The organism is Mesorhizobium sp. ES1-6, from assembly GCF_020164775.1.
GTDB lineage: Bacteria > Pseudomonadota > Alphaproteobacteria > Rhizobiales > Rhizobiaceae > Mesorhizobium.
Genome location: NZ_JAIUGU010000002.1, coordinates 134,656 through 155,961, shown reverse-complemented (window position 1 = coordinate 155,961; position 21,306 = coordinate 134,656). Strand labels below are relative to the sequence as shown.

General features: G+C 62.0%; 14 protein-coding genes. 12 read left to right on the top strand and 2 right to left on the bottom strand.

Annotated elements, in window-relative coordinates; all coding sequences use genetic code 11:
* Positions 1 to 245: 245 nt before the first annotated feature.
* Positions 246 to 1,982, top strand: coding sequence for a relaxase/mobilization nuclease domain-containing protein (locus tag LB564_RS05480; protein ID WP_224535698.1), 1,737 nt, complete (start codon positions 246 to 248; stop codon positions 1,980 to 1,982).
* A 196-nt stretch (positions 1,983 to 2,178) separates the two neighbouring features.
* Here LB564_RS05480 and LB564_RS05475 read toward each other — a convergent pair whose 3' ends face one another.
* Complete coding sequence (locus tag LB564_RS05475) at positions 2,179 to 2,667, bottom strand: very short patch repair endonuclease (RefSeq protein ID WP_263493315.1); 489 nt, start codon at positions 2,665 to 2,667, stop codon at positions 2,179 to 2,181.
* A gap of 107 nt (positions 2,668 to 2,774) precedes the next feature.
* Between LB564_RS05475 and LB564_RS05470 the strand changes: the two genes are divergently transcribed.
* The 6 genes from LB564_RS05470 to LB564_RS05445 all read left to right on the top strand — a co-directional run bounded on the left by LB564_RS05470 (position 2,775) and on the right by LB564_RS05445 (position 15,481).
* Positions 2,775 to 2,978, top strand: a complete 204-nt coding sequence (locus LB564_RS05470) for a MerR family transcriptional regulator (RefSeq protein ID WP_224535696.1) — start codon at positions 2,775 to 2,777, stop codon at positions 2,976 to 2,978.
* Positions 2,975 to 4,255, top strand: coding sequence for a DNA cytosine methyltransferase (locus tag LB564_RS05465; protein ID WP_224535675.1), 1,281 nt, complete (start codon positions 2,975 to 2,977; stop codon positions 4,253 to 4,255). Before LB564_RS05470 ends, LB564_RS05465 begins: the two co-directional genes overlap by 4 nt.
* The gene (locus LB564_RS05460) at positions 4,248 to 7,211 is read left to right on the top strand and encodes an ATP-binding protein (RefSeq protein WP_224535673.1); all 2,964 of its coding nucleotides are present in this window, start codon (positions 4,248 to 4,250) and stop codon (positions 7,209 to 7,211) included. The genes LB564_RS05465 and LB564_RS05460 overlap by 8 nt, the downstream gene beginning before the upstream one ends.
* The gene (locus tag LB564_RS05455) at positions 7,192 to 9,087 is read left to right on the top strand and encodes a response regulator receiver domain (protein WP_224535671.1); all 1,896 of its coding nucleotides are present in this window, start codon (positions 7,192 to 7,194) and stop codon (positions 9,085 to 9,087) included. The genes LB564_RS05460 and LB564_RS05455 overlap by 20 nt, the downstream gene beginning before the upstream one ends.
* A gap of 321 nt (positions 9,088 to 9,408) precedes the next feature.
* The gene (locus tag LB564_RS05450; RefSeq protein ID WP_224535669.1) at positions 9,409 to 13,056 is read left to right on the top strand and encodes a hypothetical protein; all 3,648 of its coding nucleotides are present in this window, start codon (positions 9,409 to 9,411) and stop codon (positions 13,054 to 13,056) included.
* 412 nt (positions 13,057 to 13,468) lie between these two features.
* Positions 13,469 to 15,481 (top strand): hypothetical protein, encoded by a 2,013-nt coding sequence (locus LB564_RS05445; RefSeq protein ID WP_224535668.1) that lies wholly within the window; start codon positions 13,469 to 13,471, stop codon positions 15,479 to 15,481.
* A gap of 417 nt (positions 15,482 to 15,898) precedes the next feature.
* On the opposite strand, the gene LB564_RS05440 is transcribed toward LB564_RS05445, so the two are convergent.
* Positions 15,899 to 16,837: a hypothetical protein gene (locus tag LB564_RS05440; RefSeq protein WP_224535666.1), complete on the bottom strand. Its 939-nt coding sequence runs from the start codon at positions 16,835 to 16,837 to the stop codon at positions 15,899 to 15,901.
* Positions 16,838 to 17,056: 219 nt separating this feature from the next.
* Here LB564_RS05440 and LB564_RS05435 point away from each other — a divergent pair, with 219 nt between their 5' ends.
* The 5 genes from LB564_RS05435 (at position 17,057) to LB564_RS05415 (ending at position 21,300) form a co-directional block, all read left to right on the top strand.
* Positions 17,057 to 19,054 (top strand): conjugal transfer protein TraG, encoded by a 1,998-nt coding sequence (locus LB564_RS05435; RefSeq protein WP_224535664.1) that lies wholly within the window; start codon positions 17,057 to 17,059, stop codon positions 19,052 to 19,054.
* Positions 19,055 to 19,107: 53 nt separating this feature from the next.
* The gene (locus LB564_RS05430) at positions 19,108 to 19,509 is read left to right on the top strand and encodes a CopG family transcriptional regulator (protein WP_224535662.1); all 402 of its coding nucleotides are present in this window, start codon (positions 19,108 to 19,110) and stop codon (positions 19,507 to 19,509) included.
* A 216-nt stretch (positions 19,510 to 19,725) separates the two neighbouring features.
* Positions 19,726 to 20,724, top strand: coding sequence for a P-type conjugative transfer ATPase TrbB (gene trbB / locus LB564_RS05425; protein WP_224536656.1), 999 nt, complete (start codon positions 19,726 to 19,728; stop codon positions 20,722 to 20,724).
* A 49-nt stretch (positions 20,725 to 20,773) separates the two neighbouring features.
* Entirely contained in the window at positions 20,774 to 21,037 is a 264-nt protein-coding gene (locus LB564_RS05420; RefSeq protein WP_263493325.1) for a TrbC/VirB2 family protein, read from the top strand.
* On the top strand, positions 21,037 to 21,300 hold the full coding sequence (locus tag LB564_RS05415) for a VirB3 family type IV secretion system protein (protein WP_224535658.1): 264 nt from the start codon (positions 21,037 to 21,039) through the stop codon (positions 21,298 to 21,300). The genes LB564_RS05420 and LB564_RS05415 overlap by 1 nt, the downstream gene beginning before the upstream one ends.
* Positions 21,301 to 21,306 lie beyond the last annotated feature (6 nt).

Here is a 21,306-nt window from a genome sequence, read left to right as displayed (position 1 = left end):
GGCGCATTCCTGGTCAATCGCACTCTGGCCTGTTGCGTCGCGGGAACGTCGGCGGGAACTTTGATTCGCAAGGAGTGCCGGGAGGGATGGCAGGATAAAGGGCCGCGATGTGCGTCCCGGTCGGTTGGTTGTTTTCCTTTTGGTTTTTGCCTCGCTCCGCGATGTACGCAAGAAAACCGCGATGTGCGTGCCCGCGATTTTCTCAATCCTTTCAGTAACAATCGCACCTCGCGGGCTCTGAAGCGATGAGGAGTGATGACGGCTTTCGCGTCCGCCCAGGCCGTATCCGCTCCCGCGCCGGTCAGCGCACACGACCCTTCATCCTGCAGGCACTTGCAGCCGCCCAGCAGGCGGGCGGGCACATCTCGCGCAGGGGGCGGATCATTTCGCCAAGGCACTCCGCCTTTGGCCGCGGCCGATCAGCGAGCATTCGCGCCGATCGCCTTATCACCGGCCGTTCGCGCGGTGTCGTCGTCAAGGCGCGGGTGGTCCGGCAGTTCCGAGGCTCCGCTCCGCTCCACGCCCATCTCGGATATCTCCGGCGCGAGGGCGTGACGCGCGATGGGGAGAGGGCGAAGATGTTTGGACCGGACACGGAAAAGGTGGATCATGATGCCTTTGCCGAACGGTGCAAAGACGACCGGCATCATTTCCGTTTCATCGTCTCTCCCGACGACGCCTACGAGTTAGGCGACCTCAAGAGCTTCGCCCGAAGTCTGATGGGCGACCTGGAGCACGACCTTGGCACAAAGCTCGACTGGATTGGCGTCGACCATTGGAACACGGAACATCCGCACGTTCATATCATTTTGCGCGGTGTGGCCGATGATGGCGAGAACCTCGTCATCTCACGCGACTATATCCGCAACGGCATGCGCGACCGGGCGAGCGACATCCTCACACAGGCATTGGGCCTCCGCACTGACCAGGATATCCGTCAGACCATCGAGCGGCAGGTCGACACCGAGCGCTGGACACAGCTCGACCGCCAGCTTGCCCGCGACGCTGATCGCCATGGCTTCGTCGACCTCGCGCCGCACCCTGATGGCCGGCAGGACGAGTTTCTGACCCACAAGGTCGGACGGCTCCGCAAGTTGGAAAGCCTCGGCCTCGCAAACGAGATCCGTCCTGGCCAGTGGATGATGGCTGACGAAGCCGAGTCAACCTTGCGTGCGCTTGGTGAGCGTGGCGATATCATCAAACGTCTGCACCGCAGTCTTGCGGAGCAGGGCATCGACAGGCCGACGGCAGACTATGTTCTCGCGGCCGAAATTGGCACGCCCGTTCTAGGCCGACTGCTGGAGCGCGGTCTGGACAACGAGCTGCACGGTTCCGCCTATGCCATCGTCGACGGGATCGACGGGCGCGTCCACCATATCCGGTTCCAGAACCTGGGGGCCGCCGGCGATTCTACTCCCGGTTCCATGGTCGAGCTGCGCCGCTACGAGGATTCAACGGGCCGCGGCCGGTTGGCGCTGGCCATACGTTCCGACCTCTCTATCGACGAACAGGTTCGCGCGGGCGGCGCGACCTGGCTGGACCGACAGATCGTCGCGCGTGAGCCGGTGGAGCTGGGGGAGGGCGGGTACGGCAGGGTAGTGAGGCAGGCGCTGAAGAATCGCGTCGACCATCTGATCGGGCAGGACCTGGCTCGTCGCGAAGGACAGCGCGCTATTCCCGCGCGCAATCTCATCGAGACGCTGAGCAGCCGGGAGGTCGACGCACTCGCCGCGAAACTGTCTGCCGAGACGGGTCTCCAGTTCAAGAAGTCCGGCGACGGCGGTCAGATAGCTGGCATCTATCAACGACGATTCTCGCTCGCCTCCGGGCGCTTTGCGATGATCGACGACGGACTTGGCTTCAGGCTCGTGCCGTGGTCACCGTCACTTGATCGCCATCTCGGCAGGCATGTTTCTGGAGTGGCGCAGGGCAGCCGCGGTATTGAGTGGAATGCCGGACGAAAACGATCACTCGGAATTTGATCGTGCGCTTGGCGAGGGCGTTGGGACCGGATAGTGCCTCAAGTTGGACGTCGAGATCCGCTTTGTCGTTTCCTGAAAGCAGACATCTCGGATGAGAGGGTTGGAGGTCGCTATGCGCGGGCAGCGGACGTTTGCGATCACTCCAGATTCAAGACATCGGCGCCTGCAATGTCCTTCGACGTTTAAAAAGCATGATTTAGCTCGTCCGGCATGCGGTCGCATCGATGAGAAGACCGTCCAGATCTCTCGGATTTTTCGTCTCACACTCCCATATAATCAGTATGTTCCATCCCCGCTTTCGCAGCGCGTCCAAGTGGCGGTGATCACGCTCCACGTTCTTCCTAAACTTCTCGCCCCAGAATTCGGCTCGGGTCTTCGGCGTCGAGCATCGTCCACATCCTTCATGCCGGTGCCAGAAGCAGCCGTGAACGAAGATCGCAAGGCCATGCTTACGGAGCACGATGTCCGGCGTGCCCGGCATGTCGCGACGATGAATACGAAAGCGGAGTCCTAGGCGATGGGCAGCTCGACGCACGACCATCTCCGGCGTCGTGTTCATTCCCCGGATGCGCCTCATGAGCGCGGACCGCGCCGGTGTCGGTGGAGCGTCCGGCGCGTCTACGAAGGCAACTCGCTCGTCAGCTTTCGGCAGATGGTGCGGACCAAGATCTTGGCGAACGGTCATCGACGGGGCTCGACTTGACCGTGGTAGGCGCCCGAGGGCGTCTTGTCCGTTAGGACATTGACCCCGACCGACGTTGACTATAGTCAATATCAGTCGAGGGTAGCACCATGCAAACGGATAATCTGCACGCCGCCGAAGCTGCGGCCGCCGCCGGCATCTCGAAGCCCACCCTCCTCAGGTGGATCAAGCTGGGTAAGATCGCTGACGCGGCGCGGCGCGACCGGAACGGCTGGCGCATCTTCGACCGGGGCGAGGTTGAGCGCATCAAGGCAATAGCGGCTTCCACCCACGCCGTCGGGAGTGTGGAATGACCGGTCGCGGCAGGAAGGACGTCGTCAAGCGGTGCCCGGAGTTTCTCGCCGTGGACTTCTTCTGCGGTGCGGGCGGGACCACGCGCGGACTGATCGATGCGGGCGGCTACGTCATCGCTGGCGTGGACAAGGACACGCGCTGCCGGGAGACCTACGTCGAGAACAATTCGAACGTGACCATCGACTACGCGCCCCCGAAGTTCCTGCGGCGGGACATCTTTCCCGCCACCGACGCCTACCCAGAAGGCGAACACGCCGAGCTGGAGGACGACCTCGAGCGGCTGATCGAGCACTACCGCGGTCGCGTGCCGGGCACGCCCCTCCTCTTCGCCATCTGCGCGCCCTGCCAGCCGTTCACGAAACTCTCCCGCAAGGAGCTAAGCGAAGCCCGCAAGGCTGGCCGCGAGCGGGATAGCAACCTCTTGACCGAGGCGGCCAAGTTCGTAGAGCGTTTTCGGCCGGAGATGGTTCTGTCCGAAAACGTCCAGGGTATCGGCGATCCGAAATACGGTGGCGTCTGGGACGACTTTAAGGCGCAGTTGGGCCGGCTAGGATACGCGACGGGCAGCAAGGTAGTCTGCACATCTAACTTCGGCGTTCCGCAGTACCGGCGGCGCTCCATCCTCGTCGCCGTGCGGCGCGAGCTGGCGAACCCCGCGTTCCTCACCACAGGCGACCCAGGCGACCTCGTCGTGCCAGAGGTGGACCCAAACAACGTCGTGAAGACGGTCCAGGCGGCGATCGGCCACATGCCGGCTCTGGCGGCAGGCGCGACGGATCCGAAGATCCCAAACCATAAGACGCGATCGCTGAGCGACTTGAACCTGAAGCGCCTCTCGGCAGCGATGCCGGGCGTGTCGAACATCTACATGGAGGACACTCCGGACGGCGACCTGTCACTGGCCTGCCATAGGAAGGTGAACGCGAAGCTTGGCACGCGGTGCTTCACCGACGTCTACACACGGATGAGCCCCGATCGGCCTTCACCGACGATTACCACCAAATGCCACAGCATCTCCAACGGGCGGTTCGGTCATTTCGACGTCGGACAGCTGCGGGGGATTTCGCTGCGCGAGGCCGCTGTGCTCCAGTCATTTCCCCTCGACTACGTATTCTATCCAACCGACATGATCGAGCCCATCGCGCGCATGATTGGAAACGCGGTGCCACCAAGGCTCGCCGAGTTCTTCTCACGCCATTTGACTGCTTCCATCGCGCGACCGGACGCGCGGGATACCGCGCAGCTGGCTGGCACATCGGCCGTCGAGCATGGCTGAGGAGGTCTCGCTCGAGCCGCTAGCAACGCCCTCGACGTCGAATGTCTCGTTTAAGACGCGGGCGCGGACAATCGACCATCTCGGCCGCGGTCAAATCGCCGACGCGCCGACGGCGGTAAGCGAGCTTTGGAAGAACGCCTGGGACGCCTACGCGACCAATGTGTCGCTGAACATCTTCGACGGAGCGACAGTCGTGGCGGCGGTCTTCGACGACGGGGTCGGGATGTCGGCGTCCGACTTCGTAGACCGATGGCTCGTGATCGGGACCGAATCTAAGGTCGACGGTCCGCCCGCGCCCCCGCCAGCCGATTTCGACGGCCCCGCTCGCCAGCGGCAGGGGGAGAAGGGCATCGGCCGGTTGTCCGCTGCCTTTCTGGCGCCAGCAACACTGGTTCTATCCCAGCGGCAGAATGGCAGCATCGCGGCCGTCCTTGTCGACTGGCGGCTGTTCGAGAATCCGTTCCTGTCGCTCGATCAGATCGTCATTCCGGTGCGCACGTTCTCAGACCACGCGGCTGTGCTCGCGGAGCTGCCGCTGATGGTCAAGGTAGTCCTGAGCAACCTCGGCTCTGTCGGGGAGGACGACACCCGCGTCCTGACCGAGGAATGGCAGCGGTTCGCCGACGATGAGGCGGTGGACGGCAAGAACTCGACCGCGGGCCGGATCCTCGAGTTCTGGAAGGAGCTGCCACTTCAACAGCGGCATCTCGACGAGTGGCCAGTTACCGCCGACATCTCGGCCAAGGGGACCGCCCTCTACCTGCTCGGCGCTCACCACGAACTGTCCGTCTGGCTGGAGGCCTCTCACGAAGATCAGGAGGCCAAGAACGTCAAGGAGCGCCTGACCGACATCCTCACGGGCTTTACCGACACTCTGACCGATTATCCGGTCGCGTTCGGGTACGAGGTGCTTACGTTCCGCGGTGCCACGCCGCGACGCGTCGTGTCGTCCACCGACGTGTTCGACCTGGACGACTTCCACCAGCTCGAACACACGGTCGAGGGGCGGTTCGACGATGCCGGCGTCTTTCGAGGCACCGTCCATGCCTTTGGTCAGGACCTCGGTGAGCGGATCATCCCCCCGCAACGGCCACTGCCCAAGGGGCGGGGGGATAAACCGGGACCGTTCGACTTCGCCATCGGAACGTTCGAGCAGCTTGCGGTCAATTCGAGCCACAATGCGCGACGGCATAAGGACCTCGCGGATCAGGTCGAGAAATACGGCGGGGTGAGGGTCTATCGGGATGGACTACGCGTCATGCCGTACGGCTCCGCTGACGCCGATTTTTTCGCGCTCGAGGAAAAGCGGCAAAAGCACGCTGGACGGTACTTCTGGGCCCATCGGAGAAGCTTCGGCCGACTGGCCTTCAGCAGAGTCGATAATCCGGGACTTCGCGACAAGGCCGGTCGCGAAGGGTTGGTCGAGAACCGCGCCAGTCGGGAACTACGGCTGCTGGTCCAGGACCTGTTGATCAAGCTCGCAGCAGACTACTTCGGCACCGACGCGCCCGAGCGATCGGAGCGCCTCGTGGAGGCGCAGAAGCGCAATCAAAAGGGCAGGAAGGCAGCCGATCAGGCCCGCAAGGCGCGAAAGTCGGCATTTCGGCAATATCTGGCCTCCGCCAGCGCAAGGATGCCCTCGATCAGCCAACGAGCCCAGAGCGTGTCCAAAAAGCTCGACGATGCGACCAGCCTCCCCAACCGCGAGGCGCTCGCGTTTTTGAGAGGCGAACTTGAGCGCACCCGCGCCGAGATCGCCGAAGTGACGCCGCTCGACGTCCCGAACAATCTAGGCGAGGCGGAGCAGACCTATCGCAACTTACGCGACGAAATCGACGAGGCGAGCGATCTGGTCCGGCTGTCAGAGGAGACGCTCCTCGCCTTGGAGGCGGCGCAGGGCGCCGCATCGCCGAAAGAGGTGGCCCGCGCCGTGCAGCTCCATCATCGCAAGGCGGTCGACGAAGTGCTTGATGGCTATCAGGGGGACGTGCGCGAGGGCTTCCGCGCCCTGATGGAGCAATGGACGGCCAACCTCGCAGACGACCACACTCGCTACGAGCGGGCGACCGCGCCCATCGTCCGCGACGTCACAAAGGCGACGAACCTCGCCGACGTCTTGGCCTTGCTGGAGACGAACCGTCTCCAGCTGGAGACGGAATTCGCAGAGCGCTATCGCCCGATCATCCGCAACGTCGGCAGCATCGTGGAAGGCGTCGACATCGAGACCGCGCTGGCCGCAGTCGACGATGATCGGGAGGATCTCGACCGCAGGGTCCGAGATCTGAACGCCGTCGCCCAGCTCGGAATCACGGTGGAGATCATCGGCCACGAGCTCGAGTCGCTCGATGGCGAGGTCAGTCGGAACCTCGAGATGCTTCCGTCCGAGGTGAAGGGCAGGAAGGCGTACCGGCAGGCGCTCGAAGCGCACAGGGCGCTGACGGAGAAGCTGCGGTTCCTGTCGCCCCTGCAGCTCGCCGGGGCGCGGATCCGCGAACGCGTGACGGGTCGGCTGATCGGCGACTACGTCCGCGAGTTCTTCGGTTCGACTTTCGAAGACAACGAGATCCTGTTCGAGACGACACCTGCGTTCGACGCGATCGGCTTCACCGAGATGCGATCGCGGATCTTCCCGGTGTTCATCAACCTAGTGAACAACGCGATCTACTGGGTGGCGCGGTCGGCGGAGCGGATCGTGCGGCTCGACTTCGTTGACGGCAAGGTGGTGGTCGCGGATACGGGACCGGGCGTCGATCGCGACGACGTATGGCGCCTTTTCCAGCTCTTCTTCACGAAGCGTTCGTCCGGTCGGGGGGTCGGACTGTATCTGAGCCGAGTGAACCTCGAGGCGGGGCGTCACGCGATAAGGTACGCCGAGGCCTCGGACCCCCACGTCCTGCCGGGCGCCAACTTTATCATCGAACTTCGGGGGGTGAGCGATGGAAACGGCGCAGTTTGACGCCAACTTCGCCGACGCGGTGGTGCGGAGCTTTCGCGACGACGCGATCCGGACCGCGGTGCTGATAGACGACCAGTTTCCGACCTATCTCCAGATGCGAGGTGCGGCCGTGGAGAACGAGTTCGAGGAGGTTGGGCGGGCGGCCAACCTCTACGGCTTCTTCCACCAGCGAGGCCTCATCTGCGACATCGAGAACTGGCGCAAACCGGACGAAGCCGACCTGGACCTTATCGACAAGGTGCGGAAGAGCGATCTGGTCGTGCTGGATTACCAACTCGGGGTCGGCGGCCCCAAGACGGCCTTGGAGATCCTTCGACATCTCGCCGTCTCCGCACACTTCAACTTAGTCGTCCTGTACACGAACGATTCGCTTAGCAAGGTAGCACTGTCCGCGGCGGCTGCCATGCGGGGCGTTGCGACCCCCGACCCGAAACTGGTTCCCTCGGCGGAGGTCCTCGGCGAGGCGGAGGCGATCTTGGATCGAGAGGAGTTTCGCGAGGTCGATGCAGACGGGCTCGTGGCCTACCTCACCCGAGGCGAGACGCCCTGGAAGGACGATCTACAAGCTGCCATGACCGAGGCCGATATGCATCTGCGCAGCCTTCGGCCCCTGACCGACCACGTGGCGCGCAGCTGGATCAAGCAGGTCTCCGGCGGCTATGTACCCGTCGATGGCCCGCTCATCGAGCTTCGCTGCAACCTCGCAGACGCCAGCACGATATGGATCCACGGCGGCAGCTGCTTCGTCGCCGTCGTGGACAAGCAGAAGGCGGGAGACGACCAGGCCGAGGGAATCTATGTCTGGAACCGAATAGGTGCTGCCCTGCGTGCCTGGCGCCCGAATTTCTACCGCCTCATGCTGTCGGACATCCAGAACACCCTGGAGCTCGAAGCCGTCACTGACCATGAGGCTTGGCTCGACGACAATCTCTGCCTCGGTCTTGGGCTCTATCTGCTCGAATCCGACGACGCGGCCGCCGGCAAAATGGAGGGCGGCGCGGTGGCCGGCTCAGCCCAGAGCCTCATCGACCGGTTCGTCGACCTCATCCGCCGCCGTCTGGCGACCCACGTGAAGATCACCGAGACGGCGACGAGCGTGATCTCGGCGCGGTTGTCGACCGCGCTCGGCCCGCCGCGTCCGGGCGAGACGGGCCGCCACGTCCGGGCCAGGGAGCTGGCGCATGTCGCCGCTGACGCGGCGTGCGAGTGGCAGGAGAAGGTGCTGCCGGCTGTCAACGCCTTCATGATCTCCGATGAGTTCCGCGGCGGCCACATTACGACCGGGTCGGTTCTGCGATCGGGGGAGACGGACTACTGGCTTTGCGTCTCGCCGGCCTGCGATCTCGAACCGAGGGCGACCGGGCCTGTGCTGCTCCAGCTCATTCGGCTCACCAAGGGACCGTCGACGGACAAGTATTCGACGGGCGAGCATATCGTCATCACCACGCAAAAGGGGCCTGCGGTGCTGACAGCGCTGAATGCGCTCAACCGGCAGCCTTCGTTGAAGGTGGTTCTGCTCCCAAACGGAACGGGGGTCGTCCGCGAAGGGGCGGCCGCGCCGGTGCTGACCGGATGGTTCGCATCTGGGATGGCACCAAGCGCCTTCGACCCCGTCATTGGGGCTCCCCCGCCCGCTGCGGCGGAGCCAGTGATCGAGGCAACGGCCGAGACGGTGGCCGAGCCTGACCTGGCGGCCGTGGTGGAGGCGACACCTGGGGCACCGGTCGAGGCCAGACAGCCCGCGCCAGCCGCCCATACCGGTGGCGGCATCGCATTCACAGTGGTTGCACAGCTCCGCGGAACGTTCGCGACCCGCTTTCTGATGTCGGCCGGTCAGCACCTGTCGCGTGTGGGCGTCGACTTCATTGACCTATAGGGCGCCCCGACATCAGCCCCCGACGCTCATCGCGAGCTTTATCCCGCGCGGCTGTCGCCTCGACGACCCCAGGCCGGGTGCGCTATGACCCATGCCTTCTGAGGACGACCGTCATGGCATTCCAGGACGAACCTAACGGAGAAACGGCATATCCGCTTCTCGCAGGCGTGAGGCTGTTGGTTCCGCCCGGCGTCCTCGTCCAAGTGGGGAGCCACTAGTAAGTGTTCGTTGCCCTGCTGAGATGGGCGTCATCTTTGTCGAGCGTCTGGGCGACTGCATCTGTATTGTGTTACCAAAGGGCGAGCAGATTGGAATGCATTAATGCCTGATTTGGCCAAGTTCTGTTGTTTTGCCTGCCCAGCTAACGACTTTACGGAGAAGGCACTCGAGCAGTGCTGCCCAACCTGCAACCGTCCGTTTGGCTTTCCCCTTAGTGCTTCGCCGGAAACCATCGGCTCCTATCGGATCATAAAGCCCTTGGGGCGGGGATTTTACGCCTGTACGTACGTCGCCGAGAAGACCGGCGCCCTGAAAACAAAGCATGTTCTCAAGGTCAGCCCTACGTCTCTTTACACGTTCTTTAAAAAGGACTTCAACGCCGAGAGCGCGCGCCATGCGCAAGTGGCCGACGGCGCGGAGTATGTGGTAGGCATCTCCGATGTCTTCGACGCGGACGTAGTCTTCGGGGACTTTTCCGCGATCTGCCACATCGCGGTTCTGGACTACGTTGAAGGGGCGCCGCTTTCCGACCTGTTTACAGGGGCGGAGAAGTTGCAGGCGGGCACGGCGGCCCAAGTCGCAGCCGATCTCTTCCGGCTCAAGGCCGAGCTGGAGAGCCGGCTGGTCAATCACAACGACCTCCACGCCTCAAACATCATCGTCGAGCGGCTGACTCCAGGGAAGTACCGTCAGGGCGCTATGGATCCGGCCGTACGGGTTGTGGCGATCGATCTGGGCTCCGTCGCGCCTGATCGCAGGTCGGGAAACGGCTATCTGGGCGATTTGCACTGGATCGCGCGGCACATCCAGTCCTTGGCGGAGGTTCTGCTCCGCGAACCCGACACCATCAGTGACCTGGATAGCCGAGTGGCAAACGCGCTGCAGATGATCGCCCAGAGCATCGTCCCCGCGCTCGAGAACCAGCGAACTCCCGATGCCGACGATTTCGTTCATCTGATCGAGGAGCAATATTTCAAGACGTCTGAGCCGTGGCGGCCTTGGCGCAATCCGCTTGTGCTGAAGACGTTCAACGCCTCGTACAACGCCCAGACGCTGGATGCTTGGCACGTCCCACAGCTCCTCGTCGATCCGGACGGCGCTTGGCTCGCGCGGATCAGTGCGCCCGGCCCGTTGGTGATGACCGGGATGCGCGGCTGCGGCAAGACGCTGCTGCTTCGCGCTGTTCAGTTTCATGCGCGTGCGGCGCGGCATGCGGATGAGTCCGACGCGGACGTCATGACGCGCTTGGCGAAAGATAATTACGTCGGAGTCTTTGTGTCGGCACAGCGCCTCCTCAACGTGGGCCAGAGCATGGAGTCGCAGACCAAGGACCTGTTTCCCCGCCTCTTTGTCGCCTATGCGCTCGAGGCCGCCCGAGCGCTGGCGCACCTGCTGGACATTTCCCCGGAAAAGGTCAGGCACGATGCCCAAACCGTTATCCTCTCCGCCGTCCTCGCCGCTCTCGATCCCAGCCCCGCTATGGCGGACCTGGCGACCGTTGAACAACTGGAGCGGCATCTCAGTAGTTTGCTGGTGAACCTCAGCCGCAGCGACAGCGAGATCCGGCTGGCTTCGCATCCGGCCAACGCTTTCGCTAATCTTGCCGAAGCAATCCGAAACGCGTCGGCCCTCTGGGCCTCGGCTCAGGTGCTGTTCCTGCTCGACGATGTCTCCACTCGCTACATGGAACCGGATCGCGTCGAGGACGTGCTTTCAGCGCTGATCTTTCAGAATCCCAACTGCGCCTTCAAGATGACGTCCGAGGCGCAGACCATTTTCCTCAGCCTCAAGTCGCCCGGCACCGTCAACCCGGCCGCCCACTGGCGAGACTTCGCCACCTTTGACCTCGGCGCAGAGGTCAATCAGCGGCTGAAGGACCGCGAGGGCAAGCCATTCGTAGAGATGATCCTGCAGCAGCGGGCTAGATTCTATCCGGGGCACCCCCGTGGCCGCCCGTCCGAAGTGCTGGGGGACGTTCCGCGTGAACAGATAGCGGAGATCATCGCAAGCTCAAAGCCGGACTCCAGCGACCGTAAGCGAGTCTATAGGGGCCTGACGGCGCTAACGGCCGTGTGCGTCGGGGACATCGGGAGCGTAATTACCATCTATGAGAACATGCTCACGCGCTCGGGGGGACGAATCCCAGTTGCGGATGACGTACAAAATGACGTCTTCCAAGATTACTGCTCCCGGCACCTTTACCTTCTCGACCGGCGAGAAGGACACCTAAAAGCAGTCGCCCAGTCCTTCGCGGAAGCCGCCCATGAGCTGCTGATCCAGTCCGGAAGGCGCGGTGGACGGCGGCGCCTCAGGCAGTACGCGAGCATCTACGTCCGAATCACCACCGGCGATCCAGACGAGCAGATGGCACGGCTGCGCGAGCTAGTGGACGCAGGCGTGTTCGTATTCACTGGTGGGGCGGCCCGCACCAAGACGCGTGACTCAAACCCCACTCAGCAATTCAAGCTCACCTTCCGGAAGATCTACGGCTTGGTGAATTTCATCGGTCTGGCGGAGCGCGACCGTTTCGAGCTGTCCGGGACGGACCTTGAGGACTGGCTTTCCAACCCCACGGACGGCAAGGCGATCCTGATGAGGAATCTGCGATCGGCTTCCGAAGCCGGCGACGACGCCGAAGAGGTCGAAGCGCCCATTGCCGCGGCCTCGAGATCGAGAACGCGCCAAGGTGCGCTGGACCTCACGCTCCCTGTGCCCAAGCTTCCTGAAGAGAAGGATTTGACGACCACAGAGCGCTTGCTTAAGGACGCACATCTGCCCTTGCCGACAATCGAGGAGTTGGACTTCACGCAGCTTGCGGAAGGCCGCGTTGACACTGTCGTGATGCTCGCCCTGGGGTTCGAAGAACGGACGAAGGCCTCGGCCGCCCGTCTGCTCGCAGCCACCCGGCCACGCCAGGTTGTCGCTCTGCGCTATCCTGAGTCCGGGTACACGAATGATATCCTGCAACTGGTCGAAGAATCCGGGGCCAATGTTCGCATCATTGACTACGTCGACCTCCTCAAAGGCGCTTCGATTTCGCTCGGCGAGCGATCCGTCATCGATGTCACTGGCTTGGCCAAGCCAGCGATCTTCCAGTTGGTCCGGGAAGCGTTGATCAGTTCAAGTGGCGTCGATGTCGCTTACACGGCCGCCGAACACTACTTCCCGCTGGAGGCCGACTTGGATGAGGTCGTGAAGGCATTCACCTCCGACAACCATCACCAACTGCTACTATCCCTCAAAGGAGTCCTAACTGGCGAAGGCGGGCCGTACCGCTCTACACCACAACTGCCAGACGATTCCGACGGCACACGCCTGAGAGGGCTTTTTGCGTTCGCATCCTCCAAGCACGAACGGCTAATCCAGCTGGTGGAGGAGCGCGACTATGACCTCATCGAGGTGATGGTAAGCGAGAAGCAGAACTCGCGCTCCAAGATCGCGCAGATCGCGGCCGAGGTCGCGGTGCGCGGGCAAGATAGCGGCAACATCCGGACCTGCAACGCCGGTGATCCGGCCGCGGTCCTCCAGGCCTTGGCAGAGCGCTACGAGGCGTGGTCTGTCCGTGACGGACTGAATTTCGAGATAGGCCTAACGGGAAACAAGATTCAGACTGTAGCCGCGGCCGCATTCAGCGCGTCGTACAGGGTGAACCAGGCCTGGTACGTGTCGCCAGCGACTTTCGATCGCCAGCGCTTTACGACTGGCGTTGGAGGTACGCGTGTCTTTCGAATCAAATCTTTCCGAGCATAATGCTGGCTTGCGGCTCGCAAGCAGACCTTACAAACTCCCCTGAGGGGTCATCTGAGACCTTAGCCTCTCTCGGTTGAATGTCCGCTGCCGTTCTTCGGACGCCGTAGGCCGCCACTAACGGCCCAATTGCTGCTGCAGATCGAAGCGGCCAAAACTGATGGAAGCGGAAGTACGGCTTTCGGGAAAAAAACGTTCAGATCAATTAGCACTACGTCCGGGTGTCAGCCGAAAGTTCCAGTTTCGTTGATTGCTAACCAAGATGCTACCACTATCCAGAATGCTCTATCCATTAGGCGTGTTGAGGTGACCCTAGCCTCGCCATGTCGCATCGATGTCAATCGATTGTGGGCGGAGCGCTCCACTGCTTCGATACAACTGAAGATTTGATACTAATTCGTGGAACAGCTCCATTATGTCGAGTGCCACCAGTTTTCGAGCCTTTATCTCAGCCCTCGATCGCGCATGGGTTGCCGCGAAGGTCACAGTTCTTCCGGAAGCACCGCCGACGCTCAGCGATGAGAAGGACCAGCTCCAGGATCTGCTGACGGATGCCCTAGTCGAGCGGGGGAGCGGCTTTACCATGGCAGGGTTGCGCCGGTTCATCCCGTTCCTGACACTGGAGACCATTCTCGCCGGGATCGACGAGGACCTTCCGCGAGTGCTCCGGAAGATCGCGCAGCACTTGTCAGTAGACACCGAGATTGTCAGACCAGGTGCGGAAGGGTGGGATACCGCGCTTGCGGTCGGCGTTCGCCTACTCGAGCTCAACGACTTCCTGTCCCCCGATCAGCAAGTCGACAACATGGCGTCGGGATTGCGGCGCCTCCTTGTTGACGGACATCGTTTCTCTATTGGGGAAGACGGTATCGATCGAAAATCGGATGGTTTCATTACCGTCACGAAGCATATCGTCGAAAAGCTACAAGTCGCTGGCCGCCATGACGCTTTTAAGTTTCTGGAGGGATTTGCACGGCGCGTCCACTCGTACGAGTTCGATCAGGTTCTATATAGTCGAAACCCGTCTCTGACACCAAGGGACGCATCAATCCCGTTCGGCTTTCTCTGGCAGTTGGCTGCTCGCGCTTCGCCTGTGCCGACCTTTGCTGATGACCCGAATACTGCAATGCGCCAAGCGATCCAGCTTGCGCGGGATCTTGTCGCCTTGATCGGCGTGGAGAGTTACGGACAATTCTGGGGTCTCGCCTCGGCAACCGGCAAGCTCGACAACTGGTTGGCGGAGGCGACTCTCCACGACCACCTATTCTCAATCCAGCAATGGACTCCCTTCATAACCCCTCTTTTCCTTCGGAACTTCTTCGGCACCGAATACGACGAAGACCTGCGCCGCAAATTGGGGTGGGGGGTGGAGGACGTGGCCATTGCTGCTGAGGTCGTGCTTTCCGAAGTGCCGTCCAGCCCTGGGCTGCTGTCGGCGAGCAAACTGCAGAAGCGGCTGTCCGAGGACACGGTGAGTTCCCTACTGATCGATATGACCCACCAACCCCCGTCGCCGAACGCCGAATACCTCACACCCTTCTCGGCGCCCAAGGCCGACCTGATGTTCCGGCCGTTACTTGCTGCAATGCTGCCAGAATGCGTGTTAATCCGCTCTCGCTCGACCTTCGGCCCAGCCTGCTGCGAGGCTGTTGCAGCTGGATTGAGGAAAGCTCTGTCAGAGAGCCAAGTCAGCAAGATGACCGGCGACGGACTCGAAAGAACCACAGGAGCCATCTTAAAATTCTGCGGACTTCTGCCTACGATCGAAGCGAAGCGCTATCGTACGCGGACGCTGGACGGTGAATGCGACCTCGTCCTTGAGGACGATGAAACGGTCATCCTGATTGAGTGCAAGGCAAAACCTATTACAAGGGCGGCAATGGCGGGCGACACCAGCGACGCCGTGCTTGCGTACCTCGAAGGAATCGTTGCCTCTCAGACGCAGGCCCTGCAGCACCAATTCGTCCTCGAGAACGACGGACGTATCGTTTTCGAGGACAACTCCGTGCTGGAGCGGAGAGATAGAAAGATCGTTCGTTTGTCGATGACCCTTTTCGACTACGGCACGTTGCAGGATCGGTTCATATTCTCGCAATTGGCGACTGTCCTTGCGAGCAGCACTCTGACCGCAACTGACCCGTCTAACGCATCATCCACCCGACGCGCGAAGAAGTCGAACGAGATTCTCGAGAAGCTCCGGAAGCACCTCGCAGGTGATGCTAACCTGAACGAGGACTTTGCTCATAGGATCTGGGAACGCTCTTTGCCTACTGCCTCGTTGTCGATCGGCCAATTGGCAGTCCTCCTTGTCGATCGGAACACTGTGGGCAAGCTCGCCGAGGCGCTCGTGAAGCCCGCTACCTATGCCAGTGGGAGTGTATTGAAGGAATTTTATTGGATGCGAAAGCAGGGGCTGCTTTCAAGTTAGCTGGAGCCGTGGCATCATCTTCGCCTTGGCGATGCCTTTGGTTGTCCACCCACGGGGATTGATTGGGTTGAGATGCAGACGGTCAGCATCATGCTGAATCAAATTAAAACATCACCTTTGAGCGTGGGTACGAAGCGTGCTCACGCCTTAGCTAGACGAGGTCGGCGGGATAACAGAGACTTCCTAGCGCATTCAGCCCCGACCTGGACGAGCCTGCTCTTGGCCAATTGTCGTCGTTTGCGAGGATCCGCTGCCGATAAAGGCCTGGCGCTTCATGCCTGTGAAGATTCGGACAACTGCAGCCTTCCAAGATGACAGTAGGTCGCAGAGAAAAGAGTTCAAACAATCGGCATCCTGCGCGCACCTGATCAATCAGCCGCAAGTCTTTGACGTTCCGAGTTGGGCAATGGGGCAACGTCAAAGTTGTTTGCCTTTGGGATCACCAACCGCATAGAGGCGACCGCCATCTGAAGCGAGTGCGTGCTCAAGAGCGACCCGGTGTGCCTGCCAGTCTGCATATTGCTTTTGGCCGGCGTCGAAGCCGAAGACCAGGAGGTTGACCTGTGGTGTGTCCCCCAGCGTAATTTTCCGCACGCCGGTAGCGACCTCGTCGACCAGTGGATGAACAGACTGACCGGCCGCGCCACGAATCCTGCGGAGGTTGCTGCACAACCTTGTGTAGCTTTTCTCAAGATCTTCCCGATAGCCGTCCAGGATGGCGCGATAGGCCGCGATCTGCGCCAGTACCGGGGCTGGAAGTCTGGACCGGATGCTGCCGAGCTCCGGATTCTTGAAGTCTTTGGCCTCCCAGAATACAAGCCGGGCCTCGTCCGTTCCCTGCGGCTCCAGTGCGAGAAGGTCGATACGTGGTGAAGTGATCTCGTCGCCCGGTTCGTTCCGCTCAACCGTCCCAGGCAATGCGATCTCCACGTCAATAACCTTGGGATTTGCGACAGCGATCGAATGGCAACCGCTTTTTTCCCTACCCGCATAAATGCCCGCTGCACGCTTCATAAGGGCAATCGATGTGGGCCCTTCATAGCTTTTGACGAAGGCCTTGGTCTCGAGCGCGGCGACATCAAACTTCTCACCATCGAAGTGGATCTGACCGCTGAGTTTCGGGTCGAGCAGGAACTTCTCGTGAGTGCTTGCCCTGAGTGCGAGCAGCCCTGCCTCGACCTTGAAGATTGACTGACCCTTCCAGTAGACATTCAGGGATTTGCCGCGAAGCGCGATCACCAGCTCGCGGTCGTCGAGAACGTCACGCCACCAACCCTTCTCTGCTGCTTTCTCCAGCTGCGTTACGAAGTGGCCAGGCAGTGACCGGTCGAAATTTTTGATGGTGATTTCGGGCATGCCCCCTCGCTGGAAAACGCCGGTACTTCTTCAAAGGTCTAGCTGCTTTGCAAGAACGGAATATTCCTTGCTTAGTACCTCTACCTATCTCGCTAGACAACCGGTCGCACCACGCAAGTCTTTGCACGTCGGGCTGATCTGGCGACCTCTTTGTCCTTGCGTATCTGTGAATTCGACATTTTCTGCTCGCTCCCGATCGCCCAGCAGACGAGACAAAAAGTGCCGGCAACCAGAATACTGTGGGGCCAAGTTCTGACGGTCCTCCTGATCGTGTTCGTCACCACCTGGTGTGGAACGCAATGGACAGCGTGGCGGCTAGGTTTCCAGGCGGAACTGGGTCCGCCCTGGTTCGAACTCGCCGGCTACCCGGTCTATCCGCTACCAGCCCTATTCTGGTGGTGGTTTTTCTATGATGCCTATGCCCCGGAGGTCTTTCTTGAGGGTGCTGTCATCGCGGCAAGCGGCAGCTTCGTGGCGATCGCTGTTGCCATCGGCATGTCGGTATGGCGGGCACGCGAGGCGAAGAACGCCGCCACGTACGGTTCGGCCCGCTGGGCAACGCGCGATGAAATTGCGGCCGGAGGCCTGATTGGACCGGACGGCGTGGTACTTGGCAAGATCGAAGGGAAATATCTGCGCCATGATGGTCCCGAACATGTGCTGTGTTTCGCGCCGACACGCAGCGGCAAGGGCGTTGGCCTTGTCGTTCCGTCGCTGCTTACTTGGCCGGGTTCGGCGATTGTCCACGACATCAAGGGTGAGAACTGGGAACTGACGGCCGGTTGGCGGGCGCGCTTTGGGCGCATCCTGCTCTTTGATCCAACCAATGCGGCATCTGCCGCCTACAACCCTTTGCTGGAAGTCCGGCGTGGGGAATGGGAGGTTCGTGACGTGCAGAACGTCGCTGACGTGCTGGTTGATCCCGAGGGCTCGCTGGAACGCAGGAACCACTGGGAGAAGACCAGCCACGCGCTGCTGGTCGGCGCCATCCTGCACGTCCTCTATTCTGAAACGGACAAGACGCTTGCCGGAGTTGCGAACTTCCTTTCCGATCCGCAAAGGCCGATCGAGACGACGCTGCGCACCATGATGCTGACGCGGCATCTGGGCGATGGCGGACCGCATCCGGTCGTGGCGTCGGCAGCAAGGGAACTGCTCAACAAGTCTGAGAACGAGCGGTCAGGCGTGCTTTCGACGGCCATGAGCTTTCTGGGCCTCTACCGCGATCCGGTGGTGGCGAAGGTGACGTCCCGCTGCGACTGGCGGATCGCCGATCTGGTCGAGGACGAGCGGCCAGCGACCCTCTACCTGGTCGTGCCGCCATCCGACATCAGCCGCACCAAACCGCTGATCCGGCTCATCCTCAACCAGATCGGCCGCAGGCTGACGGAAGACCTTCATGCGAAGGATCGGCGGCATCGTCTGCTTATGATGCTCGACGAGTTTCCGGCTCTCGGCCGGCTCGATTTCTTCGAGTCTGCGCTCGCCTTCATGGCGGGCTACGGCATCAAGAGTTTCCTGATCGCGCAGTCGCTCAACCAGATCGAAAAGGCATACGGGCCGAACAATTCGATCCTCGACAACTGCCATGTACGGGTGAGCTTTGCCACCAATGACGAGCGCACGGCCAGGCGCGTCTCCGACGCGCTGGGAACGGGAACCGAGATGCGGGACATGAAAAACTATGCCGGCTACAGACTGTCGCCCTGGCTCGGACATCTGATGGTCTCGCGGCAGGAGACTGCGCGGGCCCTGATGACGCCCGGCGAGATCATGCAGCTTCCGCCGACCGATGCCATCGTCATGGTCTCGGGCCTGTTCCCCATCCGGGCGAACAAGGTGCGCTATTTCGCCGATCCACGCCTTGCCGGGCGCGTCCTGTCACCACCGAAGCCCGAAACTATCCCGGGAACATCCCGCCCCGATGACTGGACCGGCAGGACAGTCCATGCAGTGCCGGAAGGCAATCTTCTGCAATCCGGCCTCTCTGCGGACACGCAGGAAGAGGATCCGGCAAATGGCGGCATCCGCCGCCAGCCTGAGCTCCCGGAACACGAGGATGTCGCGCCGGAACGGACAGTGCTGCGCGGCGACGAGTTCGATCTGGACCCGGACGAAGCCGATGATGATGCGGTGCGTCGGCGTGCGGTCGATCAGGCCATGCGGCGCGCTGCACGGCAGGCCACCCTCGATCCTGATGACGGCATCGGGCTTTGACCGTGAAGGACGCCAAGAAAAGACGGCTTTCTGCCTATCTCGATCCTGACGTCATGAACGCGCTTGCCGACTATTCGGCACGCCGCGATGTGTCGCTGTCGCTGATAGCCGAGGCTGCGATCGCGTCGTTCCTGTCACCGGATGCCGAGGAGCGGAAGGAGGCGGCAGTCACAAGGCGCCTCGACCAGATCGACCGGCGCGTACAGCGTGTCGAACGTGATGTCGGCATCGCGATCGAGACGCTGGCGCTATTCGTCCGCTTCTGGCTCAACTCGACCCCGGCATTGCCGGAATCCGCGCAGGCCGAAGCGCGCGCGAAAGGTCTGCAGCGGTATGACGCGTTCGTGGACGCGCTTGGCCGCAGGCTGAGCAAGGGACCAAAGCTCAGACAGGAAATCGCTGATGACGTCCCGCCGGCGTCGCAAGCCGATGCGGGCGAATCCCCGTTGCGATAGATGGGCTGCGGCAGGCCGGCAAGATCGCCGCACCGCATTCCGCAGGTCTCTGCACGTCGGGTTGCGATCGCCCGCTTTGCCTGTTGCAAGGCTGCTGTTCATGCCTCTTCTAATCATCCCCGACAGCGGCACGGAACAGGCTCGCCGCAGTGAACGGGGGTCATCGTGGCAGGCAGTCATGATTCTGGCAGGGAAGCGGTGTCGCGCGGCGCGCGTATGCTGCGCACGGCGCTTGGGCCGGCCATAGCACGCTTCCTCGAGGATCCTGACATCGTCGAGGTGATGCTGAATCCGGACGGACGCCTCTGGGTCGACCGGCTGCGGGAAGGGCTCTGCGCCACCGATGAACTGCTGGTGCCGGCCGACGGCGAGCGCATCATCCGCCTGGTCGCCCACCATGTCGGCGCGGAAGTACATCGGGACTCGCCGCGCGTGTCGGCGGAACTGCCGGAGACAGGCGAACGTTTCGAGGGCCTGCTGCCGCCTGTCGTTCTGGCGCCGACCTTCGCCATCCGGAAGCCGGCGGTCGCAGTGTTTGCCCTCGGGGATTACGTCACCGCGGGCATCATGACCGCGGGCCAGGCCGACGTGCTGCGGCTTGCCGTCGAAAGAAGGAAGAACGTTCTGGTCGCCGGCGGTACGTCGACCGGCAAGACGACGCTGGTCAACGCGCTGCTGGCCGAGGTCGCCAGAACCGCCGACCGCGTCGTGCTGATCGAGGATACGCGCGAACTGCAATGTGCCGCGCCCAACCTGGTGGCGCTGCGCACCAGGGATGGTGTTGCCTCGCTGTCCGACCTGGTCAAGTCCTCGCTGCGGCTTCGCCCCGACCGTATCCCGATCGGTGAGGTGCGCGGTGCTGAAGCCCTCGATCTCCTGAAGGCCTGGGGCACCGGCCACCCGGGCGGCATCGGTACCATTCACGCCGGTTCTGCCACTGGGGCACTGCTCCGGCTCGAGCAGCTCGTGCAGGAGGCCGTCGTCACGGTTCCGCGCGCGCTCATTGCCGAGACCATCGACCTCATCGCGGTTCTCGCTGGCCGGGGTGCTGCGCGCCGTCTCGTCGAGATCGCATGGGTCGAAGGGCTCGATCCCGCCACCGGCGACTACCGCACGCTCGAAGCCAGGCTCGAGACTGTCCCGGCTACAGATTCCCAGTCCCCATTGGAGCTACAGAATGAATCCGATCCGCTTCACTTTATCGTCTATCCCTAGCCCTGATGCACTGGTCACGCGTGCCGCAGTGACTGCTGCAGTCGTCGCCATGAGGATTGCGCCTGCCCACGCCGCAGGCTCGACCATGCCGTGGGAGGAGCCTCTTCAGCAGATCCTCGAATCTGTCGAAGGACCAGTCGCCAAGATCGTGGCGGTGATCATCATCATTGTCACCGGCCTCTCGCTCGCCTTTGGCGATACGTCTGGAGGCTTCAGGCGCCTGATCCAGATCGTGTTCGGACTGTCGATCGCTTTCGCGGCGAGTTCTTTCTTCCTTTCGTTCTTCTCGTTCGGCGGCGGAGCGCTGATCTGATGGAGGAGGAAGTTCGCGGCTTTTTCGTCCCCGTGCATCGTGCCCTTACCGAACCGATCCTGCTCGGCGGCGCACCACGTGCGGTCGCCATCGCCAATGGCACGCTGGCTGGCGCGGTCGGCCTGGGCCTGAGGCTCTGGATTGTCGGCCTTGTCATCTGGGCGATCGGGCATTTCGCCGCCGTCTGGGCGGCGAAACGCGATGCACAGTTCGTAGACGTGGTTCGCCGGCACCTGCGCTATCCCGCGCATTTCGGCTGCTGAGAGGCT

Bases quoted from the DNA above. Each gene is read 5' to 3' on its own strand.
- LB564_RS05480 (WP_224535698.1), top strand. From the start codon at position 246: ATGAGGAGTGATGACGGCTTTCGCGTCCGCCCAGGCCGTATCCGCTCC.
- LB564_RS05475 (WP_263493315.1), bottom strand. From the start codon at position 2,667: ATGACCGTTCGCCAAGATCTTGGTCCGCACCATCTGCCGAAAGCTGAC.
- LB564_RS05470 (WP_224535696.1), top strand. From the start codon at position 2,775: ATGCAAACGGATAATCTGCACGCCGCCGAAGCTGCGGCCGCCGCCGGC.
- LB564_RS05465 (WP_224535675.1), top strand. From the start codon at position 2,975: ATGACCGGTCGCGGCAGGAAGGACGTCGTCAAGCGGTGCCCGGAGTTT.
- LB564_RS05460 (WP_224535673.1), top strand. From the start codon at position 4,248: ATGGCTGAGGAGGTCTCGCTCGAGCCGCTAGCAACGCCCTCGACGTCG.
- LB564_RS05455 (WP_224535671.1), top strand. From the start codon at position 7,192: ATGGAAACGGCGCAGTTTGACGCCAACTTCGCCGACGCGGTGGTGCGG.
- LB564_RS05450 (WP_224535669.1), top strand. From the start codon at position 9,409: ATGCCTGATTTGGCCAAGTTCTGTTGTTTTGCCTGCCCAGCTAACGAC.
- LB564_RS05445 (WP_224535668.1), top strand. From the start codon at position 13,469: ATGTCGAGTGCCACCAGTTTTCGAGCCTTTATCTCAGCCCTCGATCGC.
- LB564_RS05440 (WP_224535666.1), bottom strand. From the start codon at position 16,837: ATGCCCGAAATCACCATCAAAAATTTCGACCGGTCACTGCCTGGCCAC.
- LB564_RS05430 (WP_224535662.1), top strand. From the start codon at position 19,108: ATGAACGCGCTTGCCGACTATTCGGCACGCCGCGATGTGTCGCTGTCG.
- trbB (WP_224536656.1), top strand. From the start codon at position 19,726: ATGCTGCGCACGGCGCTTGGGCCGGCCATAGCACGCTTCCTCGAGGAT.
- LB564_RS05420 (WP_263493325.1), top strand. From the start codon at position 20,774: ATGAGGATTGCGCCTGCCCACGCCGCAGGCTCGACCATGCCGTGGGAG.
- LB564_RS05415 (WP_224535658.1), top strand. From the start codon at position 21,037: ATGGAGGAGGAAGTTCGCGGCTTTTTCGTCCCCGTGCATCGTGCCCTT.